The organism is Massilia sp. CT11-108, from assembly GCF_047302915.1.
Lineage (GTDB): Bacteria > Pseudomonadota > Gammaproteobacteria > Burkholderiales > Burkholderiaceae_D > Telluria > Telluria orientalis.
In genome coordinates, this window is the sequence record NZ_JBKYMO010000657.1 from 1 (window position 1) to 2,592 (window position 2,592).

Consider the following 2,592-nt stretch of genomic DNA (forward strand, 5'->3'; position numbering starts at 1 on the left):
CCAGCAAGTCGTCCACGCCGGCCGCCACGGCGCGCCGGCGCGCCGCGGGATCGCGGTCGTCCGACAGCACGAGTACGGGCAGGTCGAGGAAGGCCGGGTCCTGGCGGATCAGCATGGCCAGGTCGACCCCGTTGCAGGCCGGCGTGTCGACGTCGATCACGATGGCGTCCGGGTGGTGCCGGCTGAGGGTGGCGATCAGCTCGAGCGGCTTGTGCAGCCGCAGGGCTTCCATCCCGGCCTGCGCCAGGGCCCCTTCGATCCCGTCGAGGCGGGCGGCATCGCTGGCGACCACCAGCACCCGGCAGGGCGGCTGCTCCAGGCGCTGGGCCAGCGTCTCGATGCGCGCCTTGATATCGTCGACGTCGAACGGCCTGGCCAGGAATCCGTCCACGCCGGCGCGGGCCGGGTCGCCGAAGCGGCTGCCGCGGCTGGCCGGATCCACGACGATGCAGCACAAGCCTCCCAGCGTGGCGAGCTGTTCGAGCTGTGTCGCGACCGTCACGTCGTAGCCCGACGCGCGCAGTTGCAGAGCGGTGTCGCGGGCGAGGAGGGCGTTGTCGCCGAGCAGGCAGATGCGCCTGGCCGGCTTCGGTGCTTCCAAAAACTGCATCGTGTCGATCCTCATGTCGATGGCGTTCTTACCTGGCGCCGAACATCCGGCGCAGACGGCCCGGGCCCGACTTCTTCGCGGGAGCCGTCAGCGCCGCCACCCGCGCATCCTGCTGGGCCTTGATCTTTTCCAGATGCGCCTTGACCTGGGCCGGCGTCTCCTTCGCGCGCGGCTCGGGGGCAAGCCGTTTCCCGTGCACGTCCACGCCCGCGCCGGCGTAGGCGGCATCGCGTGCGGCGCGCAAGGCATTCGGATCGATATGGGGCCCGGCATTGACGCGGGTGTCGCCCGACGCGCGCAGGCGCTGCTCGACGAATTCCGGCGTGAGCACGTGCTGCTCGAACGCGCGCACCTTCGGGCGCGCATCGACCAGCAGGCGCTCGTAGTTGCCGGTCTTGACGGCGATCCGCGCTTCCGGCGTCAACTTGTCCAGCAGGGGCTTGTAGAGAACCCCGGTCTCTTCCCAGGTCGCCTTTTCCTGCGGATTGAGCGCGTCCGAGCCGAACAGGAAGCGGTCGGGATGATCGTTGATCAGCTGCGCCCAGGCCTGGATCGATTCATGATCCGGCACTTCCTTGCCTTCGGCGTCGGTCTTCAGCACGATCTGGCGCGCCACGCGCGACCAAGAAATGTCGATGTTGATGTGCTTCATTTCCGGGTTCGACAGGATCGAGCGCAGGTTGTTGGCGTGGTCGACCGGCTTCTGGACGAAGCGTCCGACGCCGCCGCAGTGCGCCCAGATAATGGTCGTGTCGCGCGTTTCGGGCGAGGCGAACAGCTGTTTCAGGTTGTCCAGGTGCTCGGGCTGGCCAAAGCCGTTGGCGCGCTGGTTGGCGGTCGAGTCGACGTCGCAGTGCAGCACCACCGGCATGCCGACCACGCCGGCGGTGGCCACCAGATTCTTGAACGATTGCACGTTGTCGGTCAGGTTGGCCTGGCGCGCGCCTTCGTACTGGCTCTGCACCAGTTCCTTGTGAATCGTCACCTCGCCCACGCCGGTGAACATGCCCGGGTGCGTGGCCAGCTTGAACAGCAGCGCCTGGGGGCTCAACGGCGAACCCAGGTGCAGGCCGGTGACCATCGGATCGAGGCGGTCGCGCTCGGCCTGGCTCAGTTTGGAAATATTCATGAACAGCGCGGTGTCCGCATCGACCTGCTGGTTCAGCATCAGGTGGGCGCTGCCCTTGATGGTCTGCTCGACCTCGGCCGTCAATTCATGCGGCTTGATGTTGGCAAACTGCGCCGGCACGTAGTACGACTCGGCCGGGATGTGGTTGTGATCGCCGTGATCGCCGCACGGCATGACGTCGGTCGGAATCGGCGACATCACCGAGCGGTGGATACCGACCTGGTCCATCATCTTGAGCATGTCGCGCGGCGTCATGCCCTGCTGGGTGTAGTTGGTGGGGTGGAAGTGCGAGTCCGACATCCAGTGGCCGGTCGTCAGCTTGCCGGCCAGCGCGGCGGGCAGGCGGGTTGGCACGTCGCCCTGCTTCATCTTCTCGAGCGTGGTGGTCATGGCGCCGACCAGTTCGCCGGTCTTGCGCGGGGAGCCGGCGTGCGCGCCTTCGGCCTGCTGCGGCAGGTCGGCCACCGTCACCGATGCGCTCAGGTCGTCGAAAATGCGGGTCGTCGCGACCCTGATCCGGTTGCCCGCACTGGCGGAGGATTTCGGCGCCGACGTGGCCGGGCCGCCCAGCGAACCCAGCGGCGAGCCGCTCTTGCTGCGCGACGCGCGCGGCGTTTGCGAGGTGGACGCGTGGTTCCCTGCCGGGTCCGATGTCGGTAGCGTCGAATGCGAGTGTGCTTCGTTAATGCGTGTCATATGGGTTCCTTGAATAAATGCCGCACAACGGCTGTGAGGCGCGGGGACAGCTTAATAAGGCGCTATCGCGCGCACGGCGCCGCCAGCGAAGCGGCGCCCCCCGCAGCGAAGCGCCGGCTGGGTTCGCGTGGCGCTTCGCTGGCGGACACGGCAGTTC

The 2,592-nt window shown here is 67.7% G+C and carries 2 protein-coding genes; both read right to left on the minus strand.

Annotated features, from left to right (window positions below; all coding sequences use genetic code 11):
• Positions 1 to 610: response regulator (locus ACEN88_RS29015; RefSeq protein WP_413345279.1), on the minus strand; the 610-nt coding region annotated here is incomplete at its 3' end.
• Positions 611 to 638: 28 nt separating this feature from the next.
• The gene (locus ACEN88_RS29020; RefSeq protein ID WP_413345281.1) at positions 639 to 2,435 is read right to left on the minus strand and encodes a hypothetical protein; all 1,797 of its coding nucleotides are present in this window, start codon (positions 2,433 to 2,435) and stop codon (positions 639 to 641) included.
• Positions 2,436 to 2,592 lie beyond the last annotated feature (157 nt).

Coding starts and splice junctions, on each gene's coding strand:
- ACEN88_RS29020 (WP_413345281.1), bottom strand. CDS start 2,435: ATGACACGCATTAACGAAGCACACTCGCATTCGACGCTACCGACATCG.